Source organism: Paenibacillus sp. SRL342, assembly GCF_984798905.1.
Genome location: NZ_OZ481790.1, coordinates 2,741,312 through 2,764,745, shown reverse-complemented (window position 1 = coordinate 2,764,745; position 23,434 = coordinate 2,741,312). Strand labels below are relative to the sequence as shown.

The following is a 23,434-nucleotide window of genomic DNA, read 5'->3' as shown; positions in this document are numbered from 1 at the left end:
AATAAGATGCACCGCCCCCCACGCAAGGAAGGCGGTGCATGCAGACAACCCGTTCTGCCTTGTCCGTATACTATATGAACCAGATCAGGAATACAGACGTTCAAGTTCGTCGACCAGACTGCCGACATAAGCAACCGCAGAGCGAATCGGCTCAGGTCCGGACATATCCACACCCGCAAGCTTCATTAACTCCTGTGGCGTGAGACTTCCACCAGCTTTGAGTGCATCAAGCCAGCGATCTACCGCAGGCTGTCCTTCTTCACGAATCTGCTGTGCAGCCGCTGTGGAAGCCGTCAAGCCTGCCGCATAGGTATATGGATATAGTCCCATATAATAATGAGGTTGTCTCATCCACGTGAGCTTGGCCCCTTCATCAATTACCAGATCAGGTCCCCAGAATTCGGAAAGGATGTCTCCCTTGAGCTGACTCAACGTCTTTGCCGTAATGGGCTCATCATTGGTTGCGCGTGCGTACACCCTGCGCTGTAATTCACCTTCCAGCAGATGTGTAACGAAGTTATGGTAATATGTGTTCAACAATTGCAAAATGACCCAGCGACGCATTCTCGGATTATCGGAACGCTTCAATAGATGGTCTGCCAGCAGCATTTCATTCATGGTCGACGGTGCCTCAATAAAATAAAGAGATGGCCGTGTATTCGTGAGCCGTTGGTAACGTCCCGCAAGCATGAAGTGGCCTGCATGCCCCACTTCATGGGCAAGCGTAAATGCTCCGCGCATATTGTTTGCCCATGAAATTAAGATATAGGAGTGTGAACCATATATGGAGGAGCAAAATGCCCCTGTGGATTTGCCTGCATTATCTGCGTAATCCACCCAGCGATCACGGAATGCTCGCTCTACGATCTCGCCGTACTCCGGCCCAAGCACATCAAGTGCTTCTCGAATGAGTGTGCACGCCTCATCATATGTAATGGCAGGGCTAAATTCAGGATCAAGCGGCGCCTTCAGATCACAAAACATCAGTTTGTCCAGACCCAGCTCACGTTTCTTAAGAGCCGCCAGTCTGCGCATATGAGGTGCGAGTTCCTGCTGGATAATATCGAGCACATTATTGTACATCTCTTTGCTCACTTGCTGTGGGCTGAGAAGCATATCTGTAACATCGTCGTAACCACGTAGCCTGGATAAAACAACCTGTTTCTTCACTTCGGTTGCATAACCTTCTGCGAACGTATTTTTGTAATCATTTAATGTCGAGCTGAATGCAGCATAAGCAGAACGGCGTAGCTTTGTATCAGATGACATCTCATAATTATTTTCGTAGAATGACCAGGACAGTGGACGAGTATTATCCTCTCCATCAAGAGCATCGTCAAACGTCATGTCTGCCAGTTTACCGCGCAGATAGATACGGTATGGAGAATCCAGTACCTCTCCAAGTGAGGCAAGTACCTTCTCGGTCTCTGGCGTAAGCCGATGTGCTTTTTCTCGAATCAAACGCTCCAAACTGCGTGCATACGGCTCCAATCCCGGAAGTTCTTCAAGGTAACGTTCAACGGTTCCCTCCGGCAAATCAATGATCTCCGAATTGACAAAAGACAAGGACGACGACAGATTTGATAGGATATCTCCTGCTTTAGCTGAATTCTCAATATTCACCGGATTGGTGCTGTCCTCGGACTGCTTCAAGCGGGCATAAGAAGCCGTCTTGCCGATCCGCTCCTGCAAAGCTTCACGCGCATCCAGACAAGCCAGCAATTGTTCAGCGCCTTCGCCCAGACGTCCTTTGAACGTTTCGATCTGGGCAGCAGCCAGTGGAAGTGATCGAAGCTCCTGCTCCCATTCTGCATCGGTTACAAACAAGTCTCTCAAATCCCAAGTCGTTTCCTGATTTACCTCAGCGCGTGTACGTATTTTTTCCATCTTTAGTTGTCATCCTCCTTGCATTTTCCAATATCTCTCATCGTATCATATTCCGCTCATCTATACATGACATGACCTAAAATGAGACTTTTGGTATGGATTTATGGTAGAGCAGACAAATGGATTACTCCTTATTACTCCGCTGGCAGAATAGCCCTTCGATCGCTGTTATCCCCGGATTTTTTGATTCACTTTTTTAAAGGTGAAAATCCGTTGATAAAGGCGAACGCTTCGCTTCTTAAGTCTATTTCTGCCCGCTGCGTTTGGAGTAAACTATTGATCCACTGACCAAAATTTAAAAGTAACTAAAAAAAACGCCAGGTGATGGAAGTATCCATTTACCCGGCGGTTCATTATAGAACATACTTATTTAGCTTTCTTAGAAACTTGTTTAGCTTTCTTTCCAGATTACATTTTCACCGTAATTTTTACCCCAGTTATACATCGCGTGCAGGACGGGCATCAGGCTCTGACCGTGATCGGTCAACGTATATTCCACCCGAGGAGGTACCTCTGCATACACCTTGCGCTCAATCAGCTTGTCTTCCTCCAGCTCACGAAGCTGGTTGGTCAGCATCTTCTGGGTAATATGAGGGATTAGGCGTTTCAGCTCGCTGAAACGTTTGGTGCCTTCCAGACCCAAATGCCACAAAATAATCAGTTTCCATTTGCCACCGATCACCGCAAGGGTCAATTCCTTCTCACAGTTGATTTCTTTCAGATTAATCCGTTCCTTGACTTCGGCTGCCATGGCTCCGAGCCCCCTCATCTTCAATCTTATATCGCGTATGTTACACATATCACGGGGACACTTCACACGAGGTAAGCTTTCCGCTCCATGCATGATGTAATAAGTACATTCATTCGATACAGCTATCTAGTAATTCTACTACAGCCTGGTCGGGATGCAAAGTTTAACTGAAAATCACGGATAAAACCTACACAGATGAATGACTATGTATCGCAGAAAAGACCAGAACCCTTCATAATCAAAGGATTCCAGTCTTCAACTATTCACTATTCCAGGTTCGCGTGGCGGCCAAACATATCCGCTCCGGTCATACCCTTCATTTCCATCATCGTAAGGATGAGAGCATCCATGCCGATTAATAGTCCTTGTTCGAACAACGAGCCCATCGGCTGAATGGTTACTGCCGCTCCGGAAGTTGCTGTGTCCTCTTTGGCTGAAGCCGGAAGGCGCACTATCGTAGTCGCCAATTTCCCAATCGTGGACTCTGGCTTAATTGTAATGAGTCCTACAGGTGCACCTGCTTGACTGGCCTTCTGAGCCATGGCTGCCAGACTGCCTGTCTCTCCTGAGCCAGAGCACAGCAAGAGGAAATCCTTCGAGCTGATCCCAGGTGTTACGGTCTCGCCCACCACATATACACGAAGCCCCATCTGCATCAGTCTCATGGCAAAAGCCTTTCCCATAAGTCCCGACCGTCCTGCTCCTGCTACAAAAATCTGTTCTGCAGCCAGAATATGTTCAGCCATCGCTTGCATCTCTGCATCATCGATCTGACTTAACGTGCGTTCCAGCTCCTTCAAGATGTCAGCTGCGTATTGTGTTTTGGTCATTCGCTTACCCTTGTTTAACGAGACGTTGCATTTCAGCTGCAACTGCCGCTTTGTCTGCTTGTCCTGTGATACCGCCACCTACAATAACCAGATCCGGTTGTGCTTTGATGACTTCTGGCAATGTTTCCAGCTTGATTCCACCAGCGACTGCCGTTTTAGCATTTTTCACAGCTGCTTTGATCGTTTGCAGATCTTCGAACGGGCTTTGTCCTTCAGCTTGCAGGTCATAACCTGTGTGTACACAGATGTAATCTACGCCAAGCGCATCAATTTCACGAGCACGTTGTTCAAGGTTAGGCACGTTGATCATGTCCACAAGAACTTGTTTGTTTTGTTTCTTCGCTTCTGCTACTGCACCTTTGATCGTACTGTCATTGGTTGCCCCAAGCACAGTGATCAGATCCGCACCAGCCTCAGCTGCTTTCATGATTTCATAACCACCAGCATCCATGATTTTAAGGTCTGCAAGAACTTGCAGATTAGGGAATGCTTCTTTCATCGCTTTAACCGCGTGCAAACCTTCATTAATAACGATTGGTGTACCAATCTCAACGATATCAATATATTGTTCAACCTCTTTAACCAGTGCGATACCTTCAGGGATATTTACCAAGTCAAGCGCCAATTGCAATTTCATCATTTATTTCTCCTTTGTTGTTCAAGTATGAGTCGTTCCTGTACAAATAATAATCAGATATTTAGCCTGCACCAATTTGTCTGTTCAGATGCATGCAGTGTTTGTTTTGGCTACTCACTTATTGTAGACTCTGACTATCCATTCAGGAAGTACGCACTTTGAAGTGGGGTAGTTACTTGGGCGATACTATTGACAACTTTTCGTTGTTAGATGAATCCAATATAGAATTAATTCTCTATTCCAATACGCCTGCTTACAGCAGAACAGCAGCCTACTCCTCCAATTAGATATGCAATATAAAAGACCCCGCCACATGGCAGGGTCTTTATCTTTATCTTTATCATTTTCAATCCAGCCAGGGCTGGTTTAGAAATTTATCATTTTACAGATATACAGGTTTCACGCATACCGGCTTGGATACACCTGTGCTGTGACCAGTGTATTTCAGACGTCCGCTCTCCTGATCTACCGTGAATGTCACGAGGTTGTTGGTATCGCGGTTAGCTGCAATCAGCAATTTGCCGTTAGGTGTCAGCGCAAAGTGACGCGGGTGCTCACCTTCTGCAGATACATGCTCAACCAGTGTCAGGTGACCTTTGTCTGCATCTACTGCAAATACAACGATGCTGTCATGTCCACGGTTAGAACCATATACATAACGTCCATCATTGGAAACCGTGATTTCTGCTGTTGTATTTTCTTTGCCATCATATCCATCAGGCAGTGTAGATACTGTAGACAATTCAGTCAACGTGCCCGCTGCTGCATCATATTGGAACGAAGTAATGGAAGAATCCACTTCGTTGATCACATAAGCGAATTGACCATTCGGGTGGAACGCCAAGTGACGTGGGCCTGCTCCCGGATGTGTTTTGGTTTCACTGTGCAGCACAAGTTCATTTTTGTCTGCATCAATGGAATAGATCGCGATGTTATCCGCGCCCAGATCCTGCACCATCATGTATTTTCCATCCGGGCTGAAGAATGCGGAGTGAACATGTGGCTTGTCCTGACGTTCAGGATGCGCACCTTTTCCTTCATGTTTCTTCTCGTCCAGAAGCGCTCCGACTTCACCGTTATCCGTCAAGGCTTGCAGACCTACCAGGCCGCCGTGGTAGCTGGAGAGAATCAAGTATTTGCCAGAAGGATCACGCTGGATATGACATGGTGGAGCTGAAATGGAGTTATTCCGGTTCAGCAACGTTAATTTTCCTGTAGAAGGATCAATGCTCAGAGCTACCGCTTCAGACATTTTGTTGCCTTCAGCTGACGCTGTTTCACCAATCGCATACAGTTTGTTTCCTTCAGCATCCACGTTGACAAACGTTGGGTTTTTCACGCCCGCGATGCCGTCAAGCTTGGACAAGCTGCCTGTATCCTCATTCAATTCATATGCATAAATGCCCTCATTTTCCGCTTCGGCGTAAGAGCCAGCAAGTACGAGCAAGCGTTTTGATTCACTCATTACAGTTTCCTCCTCTATGTGTATGTAATCTTGTTGCACCTCTTCTATAATAAATCTGCCATATCAAAATAGCAATCCGCTGTCGCTGCCCAGCAGGGAAATCCTTAGTTAAGCAAGGCGATTACTACACATCATCATACTGAAATCCATTCATATGAAGTGCATCTTCTGCTATGATAAGATAGGTTTTTCATCCAGAAGGGACTGAATTGCATTGCTTCACTCATTTTTACTCACGTTATACCATGTGTTCTTGCCGATCTCACTTCCCGTGATCGGAGGTATTCTGTTAAAACGCTTTAAAAATTGGGATACCCGGTCGCTCTCGACCTTTTCCCTTTATATTTTGAGCCCTGCGCTCATCTTCAATACATTGCTGCATGCAGAGATTACCTGGACGGACGTCACCAGCACGTTCTGGTTCTCTATTATTAATCTGATTGCTCTGTGGGCACTCGCCGAGCTTTTAAGCCGGATTTTCCGTCTGGGTGCAAGCGAAAAAGCGGGTCTCACCCTCGTCTCCACGTTTACAAACTGCGTGAATTACGGGCTCCCGCTTGTACTGCTTGCCTTTGGTCAGCTTGGACTCGACAAGGCTTCCGTCTACGTCATTGGACAGATGATCATTGTTAATACGGTAGGTATCTTTTTTGCCGCGCGATCCGAATTCACGGTGAAAGATGCGATCCTATCCGTTTTCCGCATGCCATCCATCTATGCTGCTGGCATCGCCATTGCACTGCGAGCGTCCAATCTGAGCCTCCCTGAAGCGCTGGATGGAGGGATCTCCATGCTGGCTGCGGGCTACTCTCCTGTCGTTCTCGCCATTCTGGGAGCACAGATGCTCAGACCAAAAGGTGCAACGGTGCCTTGGCTACCCAATGTACGCCGAGCTTTCTGGACCGGGCTTGTGGTCCGTCTCGCAGCTGCGCCAATTCTGTCCTGGCTGATACTAACCGCTCTTCAGGTCGAAGGTACGTTGTTCAGTGTGCTGCTGATCCTCGCATCGATGCCAACCGCAGTGAACGCCGTTATTTTGGCTGAACAGTTCAATGCTTCTCCGCAGTTTGTATCCCGCTGTATTCTGTGGACCACCGCTGCATCCATGTTGATGCTGCCCATTATGATTGTGATGGCTTCCTGATTAATACCGGAGGTGATACCGAAGCGATGTCCGCTTGTCGGCGTTTCTCCAACCGGCGTTCATAACGCCGGTTGAGCGCTCTGACGTAGAAGAATTTCACGACAAAGTACGAAATCACACCCAGAATGACACCAAACACGGACATGCCTGCCAGAATATCCAGTCCACCAAGCAACAATTCACTCACGGCCGACCAGTTCCCGCGAAACAGCTCCATGAATGCACTCTCATGTACCAGTCCCTGTCCCATGCTGTGAGCAGGCAATATCCATGAGCCAATTTGTTTGGCGAGTGGCATCAGAATAATAGGTAAAAACGTAAGTTTCCCGATCACATTGCCAACAATCGCTGCTGGCACCGAACCCCCAGACAGTCGCACAATCGGATAAAATACGAGATAGATCAGGGAAGCGGTCGAGATCACGATCAGTTCCAGTCCGAACCCTATGGCAAATCCGGTAGATACTTTATGGGCACCTCCGGGAGCACGTAACAATTTGAGGAAATTCAGCTTCATAGCACGTGTTAAACGTACCCAGCGGTTAGTCTTGCGCTTCTGTGTGTTCATACTGAATTACTCCTTATTTTACACAAATGACAACTTGAATCGTCTATTCTTCAGTATATCACACCGCGTTAGCTCCTGTAGTAACAATGACCGGCTGTGTCTCCATCTGGACATTACCTGCCACCGCTCGGGAGATCATACAGGAGGATTCAGCCTTATGCGCCAAGCGCTCAGCCTTGATCAGATCCGCCTCTGAAGCATCCTGGCTGAGTACAATCCGGGGTCTATGTACGATCCGTTCGTACGTAAATACGTTATTCGTAACATCTACCGTTGCTTCCGATTCAAGCGTTAATTCATCCGGTGTAATATCCGAGCGCTCCAGCATCGCTGCCAGCGTGATCAGGTAACAGGTGGAGGCTGCACCCAGCAGCATCTCGTCTGGGTTAGTTCCCGTACCGGGTCCGCCCATCTCCTGCGGAATCGATATGACCGTTTTTAATCCACCTGCATCGATTGTTCCCTCACTGTTACGCCCACCATTCCATACCGCTTTCAGATGAAAAGGATGTTTCATGACATTCATTCCTTTCTTGTTTACACACGTATACACGTAATATTCTGTTCGATCAATGCGCTAACGTGCTCTTCATCTACACCCTGATCTGTAATCACTTTGCCCACACTGCTCATCTCAGCAACTCTGGTAAACGCCTGTATGTTAAATTTGCTGGAATCTGCTAGTAGAATGACCTCATCCGCAATATGGATCATTTTCTGCTTCACCAAGGCCTGTAATTCATTGGATTCACTGATGCCTTTGGTCAGATGTACCCCTTTGCAAGACAGAAATACTTTATCCACATGGTAGGCATCCAGCGAACGTTCCGCCAGCGGTCCTACAAAAGACAGTGACTTCGAAGCCAATTGCCCACCTGTGGCAATCACACGAATCTGCTCCTTGTTACTCAGCTCTGCAGCAACCTTAATCGAGTTGGTTAATACCGTCAGTGGAATGTTTGGCAATCCTGCCGCCATATACCACGCCGTTGTACTTGCATCCAAGGCGATCCGGTCGCCGGATTCCACCATTTTCACTGCTTCGCTTGCAATTCTGCGTTTCTCTTCTGCATGGGCTATAGCCCGTTCCGGATACGGAATCTCCGACTGTAACTCATCTTTGTATTTTACACTGACCGCCCCGCCATGGGACCGTCTGAGCCTGCCCGCCTGTTCGAGCTTGTCCAGATCACGACGAATCGTCTCTTCTGTCACTCCGCAGCGCTCACTAAGTTCGGTCACACGCATGCTGCCTTGCGTATCCACCCATTCCACTATTTTCTCATACCGTTCAGCTACGAGCATATTCCTTCACTCCAAACCGTTGATTATCCAGTTAATCCTGTTCATCCATCATACCACAGAGCGATGACAAGGAGAATTTGGACCATGTGCAAAAAGAGGGAGCTTTCGCCCCCTCCATTCCAGTTCTGAAGTGTATTTTATTTATCTTCTGCCATAGGGAACCAACCTGGTGTGTGGATGATTGCATTCCACAACCCGTCAGGGATAACCAGACGTTCCTGATCGGATTTGGTCAGAATCGTCTCAATATCTTCTTCCCGTCCACTCTCGATTTTCTCAACCCAATCCGGTTCAATAATCAGCTCACGTCCAATGGCAAGCAGAGGTACTCCCGTTTGAAGCGCCTCAGCGGCCTGATCAGCCGTATGAATTGAACCTACGCCAATAACAGGCAGTTTACCGTTCACACGATCCAGAATGAATTCCATTCTCGAACGCGTATCTGCTTCGCCACGTCTTGGTTTGGACCAGAATTCGTTCAGGGAAACGTGCAGGTAATCCAAGTTTTTATCTTTCAGCGCATCCACCAGTGCATACGTATCTTCCATTGTGAGTCCCGGTGTTTCCGGTTCTTCCGGAGAGAAACGGTAACCAATGATGAACGGCAGTTTGGTATGTTCGGCAACCACTTTCTGAATCTCATCCACTACAGCAAGTGGGAATGTCAGACGTTTCTCTACACTTCCGCCCCAACGATCTTCACGCCGGTTGGAATGCGGGGAGAAGAATTGCTGGATCAGATAACCATTAGCACCGTGAATCTCAACACCATCAAATCCGGCTTCAATGGCACGACGTGTCGCTTCACCAAAGTCTTTGATAATCGAAGTAATCTCGGCATCCGTCAACTCTCTTGGTTCAGGAGATCCCGGACGCTCACTTGCAACCGCACTAGGAGCAACTACTTGACCCGCAGGTACAGCTTGTTCAGGCGTAAGACGGCCCGCATGGAAAATTTGCAATACGGCTACGGAGCCCTGTTGTTTCATGGTGTCAGCTAGTTTCTTCAGACCAGGAATGAAGCGATCATCATAAACGCCAAACTGAGCCGGGAAACCAATGCCATGCTCTGTTACATGCCCTACAGCCGTAATTGACATGCCAGCACCACCGGTGCGACGTGCATAATAAGCAAGTTCAGCGTCGGATATCGTACCATCAGCATTCGAGGACATATGAGTCATGGGAGCGAGCACGATACGGTTTTTCAGTGTAATACCAGTCGGCAGTGAAACTTGTTCAAACATCTGGTTAAACTTTGGATTCATTCGTGTTTCCCTCCTGATTATAAATATCTCTTTTAATAGATATATGAATATATGCGTTCACTTACTGTAATGATTATAGTTACGTTTCATTGCAATTGCAACTTTTCATTTTCTGAAAGGAAAAAAAAGGGCAGAGTGTCTCCAGACTCTCAGCCCTCTTCATCTTCTTCACATCATGCAAAGGATATTCAGAAACTCCGAACGTAAGCCAGCTTCTGATCCATCTCTTCCACGCATTCGTAACAATCGTGTTCATCGTTGGCGACCATTGGGGTGACTGGATACAGATTCATCTCTGTACTGTTATACGATTTCAATAGCGGTAACAACTGAGTCACCCGTGTATTGGCAGGGTCAAGCCAGGTGTTGATTTCTTCTTCGGAGAGGATGGCCGGCATTTTACTGCCAAATTCACGTGTAACCATGTTTGCGCCTGTCATAAGCATCGTGCAGGTACGAAGCGGCTCTTTCCGTGTATCTCTCCACACCTCGTATAACCCGGCAATGCCGAACAGACCCCGATCTGGCATGACAACACGAACTGCATAACTTTTTTTGCCCTCTTGCCGCCAGTAATATAATCCATTGCAGGGAATGACGCAGCGCTTGGTCTCTACCAGTTTGTAATAGGAAGGATTCTCATGCACCGTCATGAGATTTGCGTTAACGGCATCACGACCCCAGAATGGAATGAACCCCCACCGGAACTCATCCAGTACACGCTCACCATCCTGATGCAAAATAATCGGCGTATGCTGGGTTGGGCTGATATTGTATCGGTTTTTGTAATAATACATCACTCGCTGAATCTTGAAATGATCTCTGACATCGTCCAAATCGGCTGCCAATGAAAAACGGTTGCACATGTTCAAGCACTACCTTTCCCTATGAGAAGTTGAACGTATTGTTTGTAATTTTAGGGAAATTATTCATGAACATTGAACAGAAAATGACTTATTTTTACACCATTAGGGTCGGATCAAGATATATTTCATGTTTTTCACGACAAAAACAACGACCTTGGACTCATTTCAACTCCAATATTACTTGTTACTATAATAGAGAATAAAATACATTTATTGGAGGTTTTAAGTATGAAAAGGAAGTTTTTGATGAGCATCATGTTGTTCTCAGCGATTGCGATGTTTGGTAGTACCATCTATGCGGCAACCTTTCTAACCTACGGTTACCCCAGCACCACCATTCCCATTCGTACGTATAATTACGCCGCCGCATGGCAGAATCCCATGGACGCTTCCCTTACCAACTGGAACAATGCAGGTGCCAAAGTTCAATTCACCAAAACAAGTAACTCCCCAAACACCATCACCGCAGGAAACTTCAATAATACAGCATATGGTGTCAACTACGCCTCCGTATCCGGCAGTCAAGTCGTAAGCTTCCGCATCGAACTCAATGCATCCACAATCACCCCTGACGCAACCAACTTATCCAACTTCATTCAAAGCGTATTTGTCCACGAACTCGGACACTCCATCTGGCTCGGTGACAACCCGACAACAAGCAGTCCTTCCATTATGTCATACTCCCGCAACCGCAATTCCATGACACAACCCCAAACTTTTGATATCAATAACGTGAGATCCAAGTACTAATCCGCTACGAACTTATCCCAAAATCCAAGGAGGATTCCTGTCCATGAACAAAAATCGAGTATTAACACTGCTTCTCTCTTCCATTTTCATTTTATCTGCTGTTGGATGTTCTTCTGTTACACCTACCGCGTCCCCATCCGATGCACCCATGACCATTATTGCTTCTGAAGATTACCCGAGTTATGCCAGCATTGGCGACCTGTCCGAGAGAGCAAATACCATTGTGAAAGGCAGTGTTGTTGAGACTCGTGTGGAAGCTTTAAACGATATCGTACAAGTTACTGATGCTGCAAATGAGAACGAGTTAAACCCCGCGTCCGATCCGGGCGGAGAGCCATCTTCCTTTGACAAAATCTATACGATCCACACGATTCAGGTCGCTAAATCCTATAAGGGCGGTTACACTGCCGGGGAAAAACTTGAAGTGAAGCAACTTGGCGGACAACTAGGCAACACCGAGATTATTAATGATGACAACCTCAAGCTGGTTCCTACCAAAGACTATGTACTCTTCCTGGAAACGTATGAAGACACCCCAGCCAGCCTGCTCAACTCCGTTCAAAGTCTCTACGTGATCAAATCTGCCGCCAAGTCGAACCAGCCAGGTCAGCAACAATCACAGTCAGAAGTCATTGTGAGTGCAAACCCCGAGAATGACCTTACACTCCAGCTGGAGGATCTGCAAGAAATTCAGAACGAACAAAAGAGCGAATAAACTCTTATACGGTAATCACACTGTTATTTCATCTCCCTACAGGCAGTTAATCCCCTCTACTGTTCAGTCCTACATAAAATATGAAAACCGTGCTGCTCAGCAAACTGGGCGGCACGGTTTTTCTGAAGTTCCTTACTTAGACGGTGTATTAAGTCCAATAATCCATTCAGCCAGATCCTGTGTCTGTTTCAACAAGGCGATCGGATCACGGAACCAGGATTGCTCTTCCGTCCATATGTACACTTTTCCATTTTTGATTGCAGGCAATGAACCCCAGATCGGATCTGCCTGAAGGTCTTTCAGTTGAGAGTTGCTGGTCAACACAATGTAATCTCCAGCGTATTTGGAGAGCAGTTCTATGGAGAATTCATGATAAGCGCCCTGCATCAACTCGGATGGAATGTTCTTTGGTGCTTGCAATCCAAGCAATTCATAGATGTTACGTCCTCCTCGGCCCGACTGATTGCCAAAAATGAACACTTGGCGATCATATTCCTGCATAACGGAGAATGTAGCATCAGCTGGAACAACGCTCTGCACCTCCTGTTTGATTTTGGCAACCTCCTCATCAAAATCAGCCAGCCACTTCTCTGCTTCCGCTTCTTTGCCAAGGACTTTACCGAAATAGTTCACTTCATCCTTCAGTGTCGGAAATGTGATGGATGCGATCGAAACGGTTGGAGCAATCTTGCTGTATTTCTCATAAGCGGCCTTGTCCGGATTCAATGTAATAATGAGATCAGGTTCCAGCTCCATCAATTGTTCAACGGAATCCCCTATCGTTTCAAGACCATCCAAGTGACCTTCCAGATAAGGACTGTTCATTAGAAATTGGCCTCCACCAATCGGTTTGACACCAAGAGCAAGCACCGTTCCCAGATAATCTATGGCAGCAACTCGCTCCGGATGTGCAGGAATCTCTACCTCACCAAAGGTCGTATTTACCATTTGGGTTTCCACGACTGCCGGTTGTTCGGGTTCAGCCGCAGCTTCGGATGTTTCTGCCCCCTGCTGGGCTGTTCCACAAGCACTCAATGTGAGTACAAGCGCAAGCGACATGATCGCTGATTTAAAATGGTTAAACATGTTGATTTCCTCATCTCCCTTATATTGATAATGATTATCATCATCAATTAAAGGATAACGTTCATCCCCACCTGTTACAATGGATTCATTTGTTGCATTTAATGTACTTTTTGAAACTGATTTCGAGTTTTCCTGCTGCTTCAACCGATATTGCCCCGGTGTGATACCGGTCTCTTTTTTGAATATGCGATTGAAATAAAACGGGTCCATATAACCCACATACGCAGCAATCTCCTGTAATGAAGCTTCTGTGGACGCAAGCAGACTCCTTGCCTCACCCATTCGTAACCGAATCACATATTCTGTCGGTGTACATCCCGTCTGTTCCTTGAATTTGCGTGATACATATTGCGGACTGTAACTCAAGGACTGGGCAAGCGAATCAAGTGAGATGGATTCCCGGTAATGAGCTTTGATATATCGCAAAACCTGATCGGTAAGCGAAGGCTGTTGAACTTCGTTAAACATGCGACTCCGCTGTAACAAAACTAGCTGTACCAGTTGAAAAAAATACACTTTGACTTGAATTTTGCTCACTCGCTCCTGCCCTGACCAATATTCATGTATATTCCGCACAAGCTCACGTAGCTCAAGTGTATGATCCGGCACTGTCGCCCAGGACTCTTCAAACGGATTACGCTGGTTCAACATCATTCGGTACTCCACAAGCACGTTGGAGGGCAAGGTTGATTTGTACAAAATCAGATGTACCTCCATAACCCCTGTCGCTTCAAGTGTCAGACGTCTTCCTTTTCCACCATGCAGCAGCAAGAACTGGCTTGTAGTCCATACCTCTTCATCCAGCCAGACCTGACCCCTGCCTTGAACATACACAAATGCACTGGTTGGTAACACATAATTGCGTATGAACTCGTGTGTTGCGAGTGATATAAGACGCACATCAAGCACGCGAACCTGTACCTGATCCCACAGCTTGATGTCATTCTGAATTCCCATATAAACTCCCTCTCCTGAGCGATCAAACACACACAATACCTTGGCATTGTGACTAAAAACCCACCTATAATTGATAATGATTATCAATTATAACAATGATGGAACCATCTTAGAAGCCTACCTCCGTTTTTGTTAGATGCCGCAGAACAAAAAACGGTCGAAATCCCTCATAGAGAGATCTCAACCGTTCTAAAATTATGGCCTTATTATCTTTTGATAAAGTCAGCTGCCCTTCTCTACTCGACAAAAGACAATAAATACCCGTATCGTTCTTCCTCCATCTTGTCTAACGGAATAAACCGGATCGATGAACTGTTAATGCAGTAACGTTTGCCGCCGCGATCTTCGGGACCATCATCGAACACATGACCGAGGTGGATGTCACCTTCCCGGCTTCGTACCTCCGTGCGCTCCATCCCAAAGCTCGTATCCGTTGTATAGGTAACAACCTCAGGTACAATCGGTTTTGTAAAACTTGGCCACCCGCAACCGGAATCGTACTTATCCAGGCTGGTGAATAACGGCTCTCCCGTTGCAATATCCACATACAGACCGGGCTCCTCATTATCCCAGTATTCGTTACTGAACGCATGCTCCGTATCATTGTTTACCGTAACCGCATACTGTTCGTCTGTTAATTGTTCCTTTAATTGTTCATCTGTTGGACGTGGATATTGAGCCGGATCAATTCCAATCTCCAGGTCATCCAGGACAGTCATATCAATGTGACAATATCCGTTCGGATTTTTTTCCAAATAATCCTGATGGTACTCCTCCGCCAAATAATAATTCTGCAGAGGCATCACTTCCGTTACAATGGGTTGGTCATATTTTTCTTGCTCTACCGCTACAGCCTGCTCAATGATTTTGGCATCTTCAGGCAACGTATAATATATGCCAGTCCGATACTGAACGCCACGATCATTGCCCTGCTTATTCAAGCTGGTAGGATCAATAACTCGAAAATAAGATTCAAGCAATTTCTGCAAAGAAACTTGCTGCGGATCATATTTTACATGAACCGTCTCCGCAAACCCCCGGTCCCCGCGAATAACCTCCTCATAGGTTGGATTCTCTCCTTCACCGTTGGCATAACCGGAAGTCACATCCTGAACCCCCGGAATACGAGCCATATATGCCTCCACACCCCAGAAGCAGCCTCCTGCCAAGTACAAGTTACTCAGGTTTTCCTCGGAGACACTCGATGCCTTGACAGGTTGAGTGGATATCGAAGATGAAGATGAAGCTGAATGGCTCTCAGCCCTGTTTCCACAAGCAGACACAACTATCGCTATAACAAGGAGGCACAAGCCGAGCAGCGTCCTTTTCATGACACTTCCTCCCTTCTCACAAAATCTCTTGTAATGATTCCATGATCTGTTCATTGGATGCATGCCCTGGCTGCGATTTCGTTAAAATACCATCAGAGCCAATATAAAAGGAACTAGGATACGCTCTTACGCCAAATTCCTTGGCCCATACACCTTTCTCATCCAAAAGAACAGTTATGTTATCATACGGCTGTTGGTCAAACCATTCGGTAAACGCTTGGGAGGATTTCTCCCCTTTGTAGTCTGGCGTCACAATCGTAATGACTTGAAAATCATTGTCTTGACCAGCTAGATTGTTCAGGTCTTCCAAACCCGCAAGGCAGATGGAACACCAGGAAGCCCAGTATTTCACATACACTTTCTTGCCTTGAACATCAGAAAGTCCAACCGTGTTTCCTTTCAGATCAAGCAATGAAAATTCAGGAGCCGTCTCTCCCTTGTTCATCATCGTTGACGAACTCATATCGGATGTTGATGCTGGGGTTGATGATGACCCCGTTTGTTTTGATTCAGTTTGCTGTGATCCACATCCGCTCAAGATCAACAGGACTCCAGCAAATACGATTACAGATACCATCCATTTCCGTGCCATCTTCATACCAAATTCCTCCAATGATTATTGAAACCAGGTCACCAAACTGTTTAGTCGGTCTGTCATTAACAATAGTCCCATGATAATAAGAATACAGCCGGAAGTTATTTTGATGACACCCATGTACCTGTATAAACGACGTATCCGCTTCATAACATATTCCGAAAAAACGGACAGAATCAGAAAGGGAATCGCTAACCCAAGGGTATACAGGAACATGAGAAACCCGCCATACAGTGGAGAGCCTTCTCCTGCGGCGATACCAAGAATGGCCGCCAGCACAGGCCCGATACAAGGCGTCCAGCCAAAACTAAACGTCAGACCCAACAGGAACGCTCCGACATACCCTCCCCGTTTGGCTTGATTGTTTGACAGCTTTCTCTCCCGTTCCAGCCAGGATAGCCGGATCAACCCGGTTTGATAAATCCCAAAAAGCACCACGATGGCTCCGCAGATGGCAATAAACACAGGACTTGTGATCAAATTACCAACGATGCCCGAACCAAAACCGAGTAAAACAAATACCAGGGACAGCCCAAGAACAAATAAAAATGTCCGCAAAACAAGTGTAGACCGCAACCGAACCGAATTGGTGTCAGGCTGTTGCTGATTCGTAGCGTTGACCATACTTCCCGACAGATAAGATACGTATACCGGGATCAGTGGCAGAATACATGGCGCAAAAAACGATAACAATCCTGCACCAAAAACGCCGAAAAGGAATACTAAATCACTGGTCAAGTCATTCACCACCTGAATAAATACTGCGTTTGATTAACCAAGGTTAACGACTGACGTAGATCGGAAGTGTGAACCAGAAGCAGCTTCCTTCTCCTTTTGTACTCTGAACCCCGATCTCGCCACCATGGAGTTCCACAATCGATTGAGCGATGGCAAGGCCAAGCCCGGCCCCACCATTGCTCTTGCTACGTGATTTGTCAATTCGATAAAAACGTTCAAATATACGCGAAGTTTCCTCCGCTTCAATGCCTTCCCCTTCATCCGTAACTGAAATTCGTATAAACGGCCCCTTCTCTTCGGCAGCCAGAATGATTTTTCCTTCAATAGGAGAGTATTGAATGGCATTTTGCAGCAAATTGGAAAGGACCCGCTTCATTTGTGCAGGCATCATGACCGCGGCTGGCAATTTATCGGGCAAATCGATTTCAACATTCAGCGTTTTCTCGGCGAGATGAAACGAAAAACTCTCCAACGTACTGAGCAGCAACTCATCGACGTGACAAGGTTGAGGCACAAATACCTCCCCTTGCGCTTCCAGGCTGGATAATTCGAACAAGTCTTGAATAAGCCCTCCCAAACGCATTGTTTCAAGTCGTATTGTGTTCAGGTAACGTTGAAAGGTTTCTTTATCCTTAATGACATCATCCTCCAACGCTTCAACGAAGGACTGAATGGATGCCAAGGGAGTCCGTAAATCATGGGAAACATTGGCGATCAACTCTCGTCTCGCGGTTTCTGAGTGATGCAGATGATCAAAGCTTTCCTTCAGCTTGGAACTCATTTCATTAAATTGCTGTGCCAGGAGCCTAAATTCCTGCGTACCGATGAGAGGGACTTCCGTATGGAAATCCCCTTCGGCAATTCGTATCGTCTGCTGTGTAATTCGCGCAATTGATTTCTCTAATGGCTTAGTCAGCAAATATTGAAGAATAAACGAAAGTAAGCCTACCCCTGCCGTTATAGCCGATAACCAATACAATTGTTCGATCGTAAGCAGCATTTTGGAATAACTGATGAACAAACAAATTAATAATACGCCAATGCCTGTGAGACTGGACAATACCAAGTATGTGCGAAGTTTCATGAACTACCACCCGCAAACTTGTAGCCTATGCCCCAAACTGTTTTAATATATTTTGGATCAGAAGGATTCTGTTCGATCTTCTCTCGTAATCTCCGAACATGTACAGTCACCGTTGTTGTATCTCCCTCGTAGCTAAAATCCCAAATCTTGCTTAACATCTGGTTACGGGAGAACACCTGACCCGGGTGACTTGCCAGCAAATACAACATCTCAAACTCTGTAACGGTCAATTCAATGGCCTGCCCGCTGATGTGCACTTCACGCTTGGTAAAATCAATGGTAAGCCCTTCATAATTGATCGTATATTCAGATGTTGTTACAGGTGATGCCTGTGCAATTCGCATTCTCCGCAGGATTGCCTTCACACGCAAAACAAGTTCTCTCGGACTGAATGGTTTGGTCAGATAATCATCCGCCCCCATCGTCAGTCCCATCAGACGGTCCTGTTCCTCACCACGGGCCGTCAGCATTACAATGGGCACATCCTCAGTTTGCCGAATCTCGTTGCAAACTTCCCAGCCATTCTTATGTGGCATCATCAGGTCGAGCACAATCAAGCTTGGTGTTTGACTGTGCCACAGCTCAATAGCCTCCAAACCGTCCTTGGCCGTCACGACAAGATAACCTTCCCGTTCCAGATACCTGCGACAAACGTCCGTAATATTGGTATCATCATCAGCAACCAGTACACATTCATTCAAACGAACCCACCCCATATTCCAGAAAATACATTTGAGCCAATCATATCATATGGTGATGGCGATGCTTAGCCCTTAAATTACTTCATTCCCATGGCTGGCATCATGTATTGTTTAATTACAGACTCAGCCGCATACGAATTCCCTTCATGGATGACAGGCATCGATTTCAAGTTAACTTGCATACCGTCTACCATGATTTTTTTCGATCCAATCCACAATTTAATCGTTTTCCCCGCAGGCATCATCGTTTCTTCCATCATGTCATCTTTCATCATGTTGTCATCTTTCATCATCATGTCGTCTTTCATCATCTTGTCGTCTTTCATCTTCATGTCATCTTCCATCATGTTGTCGTCTTTCATCATCATGTCGTCCATTTTGCCCATATACATCAGAGTTACAGATCTATCCTTGCTGTCCCACATAATGCTGTAATCATACATTTTGGCTGCCTGTCTCAATTGAACAAGCTCCATGCCATCCTTTTTAATCGTTTTCATATCTGCAGCACTTGCCAATCCAGAAAAGGCCATAGACATCATCAATACCACTGCTACCATCACTTTTTTGCTCTTATTTGTTTTCATCATTCTTATCACTCTCCATTGGTTTATTTCTTACATGGATTACAATAAGCAAGACAGCTTACGATTCTCTAAGCGAAGTATTACGAAACCATTACGATATATAAATGGGGTCAGGATAAAAAAACGGTTGAAATCTCTCTTACGAGAGACTCCAACCGTGTCTTCTAGGTCAAACGAATAAAATCAATCATGGATCGAACCTCGATCGGTCCCGGATTTGATATCACATCATTAGACTGCATTCCCTCTCTGGACGTAAAGTGCACCTTCACCGGAATGCCAGGAATCAAGTCGAAGAAGTTATCTGAGAAGACACCCTCCACATCCGAAGATAGCCATACCTGTTTAGCAAGCACATCACTTTCCAGTACCAGATGAACGCCGTTCTCATCCGCTCCCCCGCTTACATTGATGTTTGCAGGCTGCAGAGCAAGGTCTTTGGACGGTACAAAATAGTGTTCCTGTACAATATTCGCCGCACCTTCCTGTTTCAGATCCAGGCGCAGCAGCGTGTTAGCTGTATCATGACCTTCAAGCCACTCCGCGTTACGTAATGACAGCACTTGATCTCCTGTATTAGATGCCAAGGTCACGTCATGTGTTTCATTACGATGCACCGTTCCATCGAACCCGAGCAAACGAATCTGTAACTGCCCTATTACAGGTTGTAATTGATCCGAAATGATATATATATCTGTTGTATCTTCTTTTGTTCCATCTACCGATACCAACACATCGCTGAAGCTGCGTTTCGCATAATATTGCAATGCTTTCCAGCGACCAAGGTAGTCCATACCTGCCCATGAAGCCACCGGCCAGCAATCATTCATTTGCCAGTAAAGTGTGCCCATGCAGAATGGTTTGCGGCGACGGTGTGCCTCGATCGCTGTCTTCATCGCTTCGGCCTGAAGCACCTGGCTCATATACAGGAACGATGGGAAGTCCTTCGATTCATGCATGTACATATCCATGTACTGTTTGATCAGACGATTACCAGCGCCATTCTTCTGATGTGCAAGCATGACTTCCGATTCCAGAGCAAGATCCTCTTCTTCCGCGTAAGTGCGTACTGACTTGTACTCCGGGAAAGACTGGAATCCGTATTCACTCATGAAACGACCCACATGCACGTTATAGTTCTCGAATGGTTCTACATTGTGCCACACGCCCCAGTAGTGGATATCCCCTTCGGCTGTGGACGGGTGCGCATGCTGCGTCTCATCCCCTGTCAGGGATACAAGTGGTGAAGAAGGCCAGTAATCCACACCTGGAGCATACGCTTCAACCACTTCTGGCAGCAGATCATGGAAGATGGCTTCGTAATCGGCCCAGATGCTTTCACGCTGCTCGGCAGTAAATTCCTTTTTCCAACCCCAGCCACCATTCTCAACATAGTGAGCCCACGCCGAATCAATCTCGTTGTTCCCACACCAGAGTGCAATACTTGGATGATTGCGCAGACGTTTCACATTATCAATAGCTTCATGTCTCACACTGTTCAGGAACGCTTCATCTCCTGGATACATACTGCATGCAAACATAAAGTCTTGCCATACCAGGATTCCGTATTCATCACACAGTTCGTAGAACACATCCTGCTCATAGATTCCGCCACCCCACACACGCAACATATTCATATTGGATTCGGCTGCGGATACGATCTCATGACGATAACGTTCATTAGTAATTTCAGTGATGAAGCTATCATTCGGAATGTGGTTGGCCCCTTTGGCAAAGACCGCAACACCATTCAGTTCAAAGTAAAAGGATGCTCCTGCTTCATCTTTGTCACGTACCAGCCGAATGGAACGAAGCCCAGTCTTCACTGTAGATTCAGCCACAGCTCTTTCACCTTGAAGCACTTCGGTAAGGAAAGTGTACATATGCGGATCACCAAGCCCACGGCTCCACCACAGTTTCGGTTCATCCATGGAGATTGGAATCTCCACAGTCTGAGTTCCGGGTTGTAGCGATACGGATTTTTCCCATCTCTGTCCATCTGCGCCGATACGAATAATCGTATCTACCGCTTGTGATGTCTCGACTTCCACAACAGCAGTTAATGAAGCTGAGGTAGCGCTTACTTTATTTTGCTGGATATACACATCATTGATTCGTACCTGTGTCCAACCTTCAAGACGTGCTTCACGCCAGATCCCACTGGTTACAAATCGCGGACCCCAGTCCCAACCATAGTGATACGGGGCTTTACGGGCAAAAATACTTACTCTCTTGTCGCCAAGTCCACCAACATCGGACTGATCATTCGATGCCGGTAATGCATATCCGAGCTTCTCCAGCTTAGGCAGATCTTCCTGAATTGGTGACCGAAAACGTATTCGGAGAATGTTGCCTTTCCCCTTCAATACAGCCTTTACATCTGCCTTCCACACCCGGAACATATTATCTGCTGATAACACATGCACCTCATTCACATACACATCCGCATATGTATCCAGACCATCAAACACCAGTTCCAGATGTTCCTGGGAGAACAACGCTTCGGCAACGTCAAATTCGGTCTGATATTCCCAATCTATCTTATCAATCCATTGTACTTCCTTCTCGTTTGTTCCATAAAAAGGATCTGGAATCTTGCCCAGCTTCAGCAAATCTGTATGCACACAGCCGGGCACCTGAGCCGGCATCCACTCTTGATCTTCGCAAGCCTTAAACGTCCAATTCTGAAAAACATGTGATTGTATTGTGCTCATGACAGCCTCCATTGTTGTTAGAGTTGGTAAATATTATTTTGTTAGGTTTTGTTATTATAAAAACGAATAACTTACAAAACAAAATTAACACGATTCACTTCTTATAGTCAATCTGTTTTGTAATTTAATTTGTTAAATGGTTTCTGCATAACAAAAAGACATGAAGCTCCAACCTCTCCATGTCTTTCACCTGATTTCATCTACACGTATGTTCATTGTTAGAATAGTTCATCAACTTTATATCACATTACTCTATACTGGCGTTATATTCATCACGAATAATTAATTCCGAATAGATCAGCTTGCGTTCATAAGGTTCATCCAGATGTTTGATCCGCCACAACAGCTGATCTACTGCTCTTGTTCCCAGATTCTCTTTGTTAATATGTACCGAAGCAAGAATGGGTTCATCCATCTGCGTATTGTCAAATCCGGTTACAGCACAGCGTTCAGGCACCTGAATGCCTCGACTTTGGAGTGCCTGAATGACAATGACAGCTGTATGGTCATTTGCACACACGAATACTTCAGGGATATCCTCCAGCTCCATTCCAGCAATGGATCTCCGGATCTCATCATACTCTGGTCCCAGCAACCCTTCTTGCTGTTCCCCCTCCAACTGCTTCTCTTCCAGCACCGTACGATATCCAAGCCAGCGTTCTCTAAAACTTGCCGCATCGGGCAGTTGCCCGGCAAACTTGAACTTTCTATACCCTTTTCCAACGAGCATCAGAACCAGTTCTTTCATACATTTCATATTGTCCGTAAAAACCGAGTCAGCGTATATGGCAGGGTCTTCATGATCCACCATGACAAGCGGAATACGCAGCCTGTAAATCTCCAGCAATACCGATGTCGAGATGGTGCCCACGGTAATGACTCCGCTGATTGCGTCGGGATTAAGGACCGAGAACATCCGATCTGAAGAGGGTTCTGTCAGCGTTAGAATATCCATTCCCTTCTCATTCAGCCTCTCAGAAATGCCATCAAACACTGGACCCCAGTATAAGGAAGATCGATTCTGAGAACGAATGTTGGGAAACAAAATCAATATCGTGCCTTGTCGCTCCGCTTCTGGCTTCATCTCCGTTGATATCTGTGTCTCGCCCGGATAACGCTTAGGCTCAGTTCTGAAATACCCGAGCTGCCCCGCTGTTCTGACAATCATCTCGCGTGTATGCTCACTCACACCAGGCTTGCCCGTCAGCGCACGGGAGACTGCGAATTTGGACACCCCCGCAGCATCCGCAATTTGCTGCATCGTTACTCTTTTGGCCATCCTACTCACCCGTTTTTCCTAATTTTCCATTCAGTGTAGCATAAAAAATAAAAATCAACAAAACAAGGTTATGTTATTTTGTTTTTGTTAGGTAGATGTTTATCTGTTTCACAAGGTGTACGACATAACCAAAAAAGGCCCTCTCCCCACCTTCATAGAAGATGACGAAAGGACCC

At 46.2% G+C, this 23,434-nt stretch carries 22 protein-coding genes; 3 read left to right on the top strand and 19 right to left on the bottom strand.

All coding sequences use genetic code 11. The features are described from left to right. Positions 1-84 precede the first annotated feature (84 nt). The 5 genes from pepF to AC4E8D_RS12830 all read right to left on the bottom strand — a co-directional run bounded on the left by pepF (position 85) and on the right by AC4E8D_RS12830 (position 5,570). On the bottom strand, positions 85-1,887 hold the full coding sequence (gene pepF, locus AC4E8D_RS12850) for an oligoendopeptidase F (protein WP_221825014.1): 1,803 nt from the start codon (positions 1,885-1,887) through the stop codon (positions 85-87). A 391-nt stretch (positions 1,888-2,278) separates the two neighbouring features. Next, complete coding sequence (locus AC4E8D_RS12845) at positions 2,279-2,638, bottom strand: winged helix-turn-helix transcriptional regulator (RefSeq protein WP_062833989.1); 360 nt, start codon at positions 2,636-2,638, stop codon at positions 2,279-2,281. A 266-nt stretch (positions 2,639-2,904) separates the two neighbouring features. Then, positions 2,905-3,468 carry a 6-phospho-3-hexuloisomerase gene (hxlB, locus tag AC4E8D_RS12840; protein WP_221825015.1) on the bottom strand — a complete coding sequence of 188 codons (564 nt, stop codon included), beginning with the start codon at positions 3,466-3,468 and terminating at the stop codon, positions 2,905-2,907. Positions 3,469-3,472: 4 nt separating this feature from the next. Then, positions 3,473-4,105, bottom strand: a complete 633-nt coding sequence (gene hxlA / locus AC4E8D_RS12835) for a 3-hexulose-6-phosphate synthase (protein WP_036670570.1) — start codon at positions 4,103-4,105, stop codon at positions 3,473-3,475. Positions 4,106-4,487: 382 nt separating this feature from the next. Further along, the gene (locus AC4E8D_RS12830; RefSeq protein ID WP_490206286.1) at positions 4,488-5,570 is read right to left on the bottom strand and encodes a lactonase family protein; all 1,083 of its coding nucleotides are present in this window, start codon (positions 5,568-5,570) and stop codon (positions 4,488-4,490) included. A 214-nt stretch (positions 5,571-5,784) separates the two neighbouring features. Between AC4E8D_RS12830 and AC4E8D_RS12825 the strand changes: the two genes are divergently transcribed. Further along, positions 5,785-6,714 (top strand): AEC family transporter, encoded by a 930-nt coding sequence (locus tag AC4E8D_RS12825; protein ID WP_047842630.1) that lies wholly within the window; start codon positions 5,785-5,787, stop codon positions 6,712-6,714. On the opposite strand, the gene AC4E8D_RS12820 is transcribed toward AC4E8D_RS12825, so the two are convergent. From AC4E8D_RS12820 to AC4E8D_RS12800, 5 genes are all read right to left on the bottom strand, one after another. Beyond that, positions 6,692-7,282 carry a DUF2062 domain-containing protein gene (locus AC4E8D_RS12820; RefSeq protein ID WP_076327803.1) on the bottom strand — a complete coding sequence of 197 codons (591 nt, stop codon included), beginning with the start codon at positions 7,280-7,282 and terminating at the stop codon, positions 6,692-6,694. The genes AC4E8D_RS12825 and AC4E8D_RS12820 overlap by 23 nt on opposite strands. Positions 7,283-7,340: 58 nt before the next feature. Then, on the bottom strand, positions 7,341-7,799 hold the full coding sequence (locus tag AC4E8D_RS12815; protein ID WP_490206285.1) for an OsmC family protein: 459 nt from the start codon (positions 7,797-7,799) through the stop codon (positions 7,341-7,343). Between the two features lie 20 nt (positions 7,800-7,819). Further along, positions 7,820-8,587: a DeoR/GlpR family DNA-binding transcription regulator gene (locus AC4E8D_RS12810; protein WP_237175822.1), complete on the bottom strand. Its 768-nt coding sequence runs from the start codon at positions 8,585-8,587 to the stop codon at positions 7,820-7,822. Between the two features lie 137 nt (positions 8,588-8,724). Next, the gene (locus AC4E8D_RS12805; protein WP_221825020.1) at positions 8,725-9,855 is read right to left on the bottom strand and encodes an NADH-dependent flavin oxidoreductase; all 1,131 of its coding nucleotides are present in this window, start codon (positions 9,853-9,855) and stop codon (positions 8,725-8,727) included. A gap of 188 nt (positions 9,856-10,043) precedes the next feature. Further along, complete coding sequence (locus AC4E8D_RS12800) at positions 10,044-10,721, bottom strand: SOS response-associated peptidase (RefSeq protein WP_036608866.1); 678 nt, start codon at positions 10,719-10,721, stop codon at positions 10,044-10,046. 228 nt (positions 10,722-10,949) lie between these two features. Here AC4E8D_RS12800 and AC4E8D_RS12795 point away from each other — a divergent pair, with 228 nt between their 5' ends. Continuing rightward, on the top strand, positions 10,950-11,471 hold the full coding sequence (locus tag AC4E8D_RS12795) for a zinc metalloprotease (protein WP_237175823.1): 522 nt from the start codon (positions 10,950-10,952) through the stop codon (positions 11,469-11,471). Between the two features lie 43 nt (positions 11,472-11,514). Further along, positions 11,515-12,186, top strand: coding sequence for a hypothetical protein (locus AC4E8D_RS12790; protein ID WP_490206284.1), 672 nt, complete (start codon positions 11,515-11,517; stop codon positions 12,184-12,186). A gap of 132 nt (positions 12,187-12,318) precedes the next feature. Here AC4E8D_RS12790 and AC4E8D_RS12785 read toward each other — a convergent pair whose 3' ends face one another. The 9 genes from AC4E8D_RS12785 to AC4E8D_RS12745 all read right to left on the bottom strand — a co-directional run bounded on the left by AC4E8D_RS12785 (position 12,319) and on the right by AC4E8D_RS12745 (position 23,258). Then, complete coding sequence (locus AC4E8D_RS12785) at positions 12,319-14,229, bottom strand: AraC family transcriptional regulator (protein ID WP_490206283.1); 1,911 nt, start codon at positions 14,227-14,229, stop codon at positions 12,319-12,321. 236 nt (positions 14,230-14,465) lie between these two features. After that, the gene (msrB, locus tag AC4E8D_RS12780) at positions 14,466-15,560 is read right to left on the bottom strand and encodes a peptide-methionine (R)-S-oxide reductase MsrB (protein WP_405132092.1); all 1,095 of its coding nucleotides are present in this window, start codon (positions 15,558-15,560) and stop codon (positions 14,466-14,468) included. Positions 15,561-15,576: 16 nt separating this feature from the next. Continuing rightward, positions 15,577-16,158, bottom strand: coding sequence for a redoxin family protein (locus AC4E8D_RS12775; protein WP_449004401.1), 582 nt, complete (start codon positions 16,156-16,158; stop codon positions 15,577-15,579). 18 nt (positions 16,159-16,176) lie between these two features. Next, a complete protein-coding gene (locus tag AC4E8D_RS12770; RefSeq protein WP_339185385.1) occupies positions 16,177-16,902 on the bottom strand; it encodes a cytochrome c biogenesis CcdA family protein in 726 nt (241 codons plus the stop codon). A 34-nt stretch (positions 16,903-16,936) separates the two neighbouring features. Beyond that, positions 16,937-17,977: a sensor histidine kinase gene (locus AC4E8D_RS12765; RefSeq protein ID WP_405132090.1), complete on the bottom strand. Its 1,041-nt coding sequence runs from the start codon at positions 17,975-17,977 to the stop codon at positions 16,937-16,939. Next, on the bottom strand, positions 17,974-18,678 hold the full coding sequence (locus AC4E8D_RS12760; protein WP_017688950.1) for a response regulator transcription factor: 705 nt from the start codon (positions 18,676-18,678) through the stop codon (positions 17,974-17,976). The genes AC4E8D_RS12765 and AC4E8D_RS12760 overlap by 4 nt, the downstream gene beginning before the upstream one ends. A gap of 77 nt (positions 18,679-18,755) precedes the next feature. After that, the gene (locus AC4E8D_RS12755; RefSeq protein ID WP_339307993.1) at positions 18,756-19,268 is read right to left on the bottom strand and encodes a hypothetical protein; all 513 of its coding nucleotides are present in this window, start codon (positions 19,266-19,268) and stop codon (positions 18,756-18,758) included. A gap of 161 nt (positions 19,269-19,429) precedes the next feature. Beyond that, a complete protein-coding gene (locus AC4E8D_RS12750; protein WP_490206282.1) occupies positions 19,430-21,979 on the bottom strand; it encodes a beta-mannosidase in 2,550 nt (849 codons plus the stop codon). 247 nt (positions 21,980-22,226) lie between these two features. Continuing rightward, entirely contained in the window at positions 22,227-23,258 is a 1,032-nt protein-coding gene (locus AC4E8D_RS12745; protein ID WP_490206281.1) for a LacI family DNA-binding transcriptional regulator, read from the bottom strand. Between the last annotated feature and the right edge of the window lie 176 nt (positions 23,259-23,434).